Origin of the sequence: Burkholderia sp. Ac-20379 (assembly GCF_017104645.1) — a bacterium.
Lineage (GTDB): Bacteria > Pseudomonadota > Gammaproteobacteria > Burkholderiales > Burkholderiaceae > Burkholderia.
The window spans coordinates 1-3387 of sequence record NZ_JAAGPF010000526.1; the positions used below are offsets into that span (position 1 = coordinate 1).

Here is a 3387-nt window from a genome sequence, read left to right on the forward strand (position 1 = left end):
GCGGCGGGCAAGGCGCGCGCCGCCGCCTCGCCGGAAAGCCCGTCCGGCGCCCACGGCGGCGAGGCCCTGCCGCTGCAGCCGGGCCTGCCCGCGCTCGACGCGTTCCCTCGCAAGGTCTGGAACCGGCTCGTGGCCTACCGGTTGCGGCGCGCCGATCCCGCCGCGCTCGGCTATCCGCCGCCGCTGGGGCTGCCGGTGCTGCGCGAGAAGATCGCGACCTACCTCGGCGTGTCGCGCGGCGTCGAATGCACGCCCGATCAGGTGTTCGTGACGGGCGGCTATCGCGCCACGCTCGAGCTCGTGCTGCGCGCGCTGGCCTCGCCCGGCGACCACATGTGGTACGAGGATCCCGGCTACCTGCTCGCGCGGCGCTTTCTCGGCGACGCCGGCATGCAGCTCGTGCCGGTGCCGGTGGATGCGCAGGGCATCGACGTCGAACGCGGCGCGGCGCTCGCGCCCGATGCGCGCTTCGCGGTGGTCACGCCGTCGCATCAAAGCCCGCTCGGCGCGACGCTCGCGCTGCCGCGCCGCATGGCGCTGCTCGACTGGGCGTCGCGCGCCGGAAGCTGGATAGTGGAGGACGACTACGACAGCGAATTCCGCTACGCGGGCCGCCCGCTGCCCGCGCTCAAGCGCCTCGACCGCCACGATCGCGTGATCTATTGCGGCACGTTCAGCAAGGTGATGGTGCCGGGGCTGCGGCTCGCCTACGTGGTGGCGCCCGAGCGCGCCGCGGCGCGGATGCGGCAGATCTGCCAGGGCATGAACGCGGGGCCGCCCGCGCTGTTGCAGGCGGGCGTGGCCGATTTCATCGCGCAGGGCCATTTCGCGCGGCACCTGAAGCGGATGCGCGCGCTCTACGCCGAGCGGCGCGTGTGGATGGCCGATGCGCTGCGCGAGACGTTCGGCGCACGCCTCGCGTTCGACCTGCCGCCGGGCGGCATGCAATTGGCGGCGGCGTTCGCGGGCCGCGCGCCGGTGGACGACGTGGCGTTCGCCGCGGCCGCCCGCGACGCCGGGCTGGGGCCGAGCGCGTTGTCGGCCTGGTATGCGAACGGCCGCGCGAAACACACGCCGCGCGGCTTCGTGATCGGGTTTGCGAACGTCGCGAGCCGCGAGCAGGCGCAGGCCCATGCCGCCACGCTGCTGCGTGTGCTCGACGCGCAACTGGCCGAACGATAGGCGATGGCGTGCTTCGGCGCGCCTTAGCGCACCGCCGCCGGCTCGGCGAACGGCGCGTATCGCATCAGCGCCGCGCGCTCGCGCGCCAGTTCGGCCTGCACCGCCGCCTCGCCCATCACCAGCCCTTGCAGCGGGAAGAAGTGCACGTCGCGAATCCCGATCGAGCCGAGCGCATAGCCGAGGTACGGCGTCAGGAAATCGGCCTGCCGCGCGTTCGGCCCGCTGTGCACGCCGCCCGAACCGACGATCACGAAGCTCGGCCGGTCGCGCATCAGGCCGATCTTGCCGTCGGGCGTCGAGCGGAACGTGCGGTGGATGCGCAGTACGTAGTCGATCCAGAGCTTCAGCGCGGCCGGCACCGTGAAGTTGTGCATCGGCGTGTTGACGACGAGGCAATCGGTGGCCTCGATCTCGCCGATCAGTTGCTCCGACAGCGCGAACTGCGCCGGATCCGGCTCGCGCGAGGTGATCGCCGCGGCATAGGCGGCCTCGACGGGCGGCAGCGGCGCGCCGGCCAGATCGCGTTCGATCAGGCCGAACGGGCGGCCGGCCGCCGTCTCGCGTTCGCGCAGCGCGGCGATCGCCTCGTGCGCAAGCCGGTAGCCGTGGCTGGCCGCGCCGTGCGGGCTGGCGTTCAGGAACAGCAGCTTCATCGCGCGCCCTCCCGCATGGCCGATGCCGATGCTGCGGGCGCGGCGAGCGGCTCGACGAAATGCATGCCGCGCGCGAGCAAGCCGTTGCGGAAATAGAAGCGCTGCGCGAGCGCCATGTGCAGGCCGGTGTCGAGCACGAAGCGCGCGCAATCGCTGTCGCGGGCGATCGCGCGCACCGCGTCGAGCAGTTGCGCGCCGATGCCCTGCCCCTGCGCTTGCGGATCGACCACCAGGTCGTCGACATACACGAAGCGGCCGTAGATCAGGTTGGTCTGGTGGCGATAGCCGGCCAGACCGAGCAAGTGGCGGCCGCGAAACGCGGCCAGCAGCCGGTAGCTTTCGGATTGCTGCCGCGCGAGTTGCGCGACGAAGGCTTTCGCGTCGTCCAGGTGCGGACGCAGCACGCGCATCAGCGCGAAGGCGCCGGCCTGCTCGGCCGGCGTATCGAGATGGCGGAATTCGACAGCGGGGTTCATGCGCGCTCCATCGTTCAACGTTCAATGACGAGCGTCACGATAGCGCCGCCACGTCATGGCCCATAGAGCCAGAAACGATCAAAACGACCGGGACATCGGCGCGGCGCGCGCCGCGACGACAGCGCGGCGAGCCCGCTTAAAACGGCGGCACCGGGTTGTGCCCCGACGACAGCACGTACTTGCCGCCGCGCAGCCGGTACACGGCCGTCTGATGGATCTGGCGCGAGCGCGTGCCGTCGTCGGTATCGGTGGATTCCACGCCGTCGAAGCGGATCCGCATCTCGCTGACGCCGTCGCTGCCGGTCGCGAGCGCGAGCTTGCCGCCGATGTCGAAACAGGCGGGCGGATTGCTCGCGTCGGTGTTGACCACCACGTCGGTGTCGCTCGCGCTCTTCGGCGCGCCGCTCTGCTGCAGCGCCGTTTCGCACTCGCCGCTCGCGCCGAGGTTGTTGCCGTCCACCGGCACCGTGCTCGCGTAGGTCGCGATGCGGCCCGGCGCGACGCCGTACACCGACGCCCACGTGCCGCAGAAGCCCTGCCAGCATCCGCCGCCCGTCAGCACCACGCCGAACTCGTCGGCGCCGATGCGCGCGACGCTGGTGTCGCCGTAGGTGCCGGCCACGCCGAGGTAATCCACGCCGTCCACGCGCTTGTCGAGCAGCCAGCCGGTGGCGTCGCGGCGGAAGAAGTACGCGCCGAGCCAGGCGCCCGAGGCATAGCTGTCGTCGCGCACGCCGGTGTCGCCCACGCCCACGCCTTCGGTCAGCATCACCGCGTGCGTGTCGTCGAGGCGGATCACCTGGCGCGGCGCGATCTCGACGCGGGTGGATTCGGTCTTGGGCGCGGCGGCGTGCGGCAGGCGGCCGGCATCGTCGCGCACCGGCAGATCGACGTCGACCACGCGCGCGTTCGCGTCGTTGGCGTCGCGCCAGGTCGGGAACACCACGCGCATCAGGTCGGCGCGCTTGAGGCCCTGCGAGAATCCGCCCGCGCCGGAGGCGGCGTCGGGCGACGAGGCCAGCGCGGCGTCGGTAGCCGAAGCCGCCGACGCGATCGCCGCGGCCGGCGATGCGGAC

General features: G+C 72.2%; 4 protein-coding genes. 1 reads left to right on the plus strand and 3 read right to left on the minus strand.

From position 1 onward, the window contains the following. A partial coding sequence (locus tag G3N92_RS32285) for a PLP-dependent aminotransferase family protein (protein ID WP_206131590.1) occupies nt 1-1182 on the plus strand: 1182 nt, incomplete at its 5' end. Nucleotides 1183-1205: 23 nt separating this feature from the next. Here G3N92_RS32285 and G3N92_RS32290 read toward each other — a convergent pair. From G3N92_RS32290 to G3N92_RS32300, 3 genes are all read right to left on the minus strand, one after another. After that, the gene (locus tag G3N92_RS32290) at nt 1206-1835 is read right to left on the minus strand and encodes an NAD(P)H-dependent oxidoreductase (RefSeq protein WP_206131591.1); all 630 of its coding nucleotides are present in this window, start codon (nt 1833-1835) and stop codon (nt 1206-1208) included. Next, a complete protein-coding gene (locus G3N92_RS32295) occupies nt 1832-2311 on the minus strand; it encodes a GNAT family N-acetyltransferase (RefSeq protein WP_206131592.1) in 480 nt (159 codons plus the stop codon). The genes G3N92_RS32290 and G3N92_RS32295 overlap by 4 nt, the downstream gene beginning before the upstream one ends. 136 nt (nt 2312-2447) lie before the next feature. Then, nucleotides 2448-3387, minus strand: a 940-nt coding sequence (locus G3N92_RS32300) for a hypothetical protein (protein ID WP_206131593.1), incomplete at its 5' end; no start/stop codon positions are given.

Excerpts from the sequence above, each read along its gene's own strand:
- G3N92_RS32290 (WP_206131591.1), bottom strand. The coding sequence starts at position 1,835 with ATGAAGCTGCTGTTCCTGAACGCCAGCCCGCACGGCGCGGCCAGCCAC.
- G3N92_RS32295 (WP_206131592.1), bottom strand. The coding sequence starts at position 2,311 with ATGAACCCCGCTGTCGAATTCCGCCATCTCGATACGCCGGCCGAGCAG.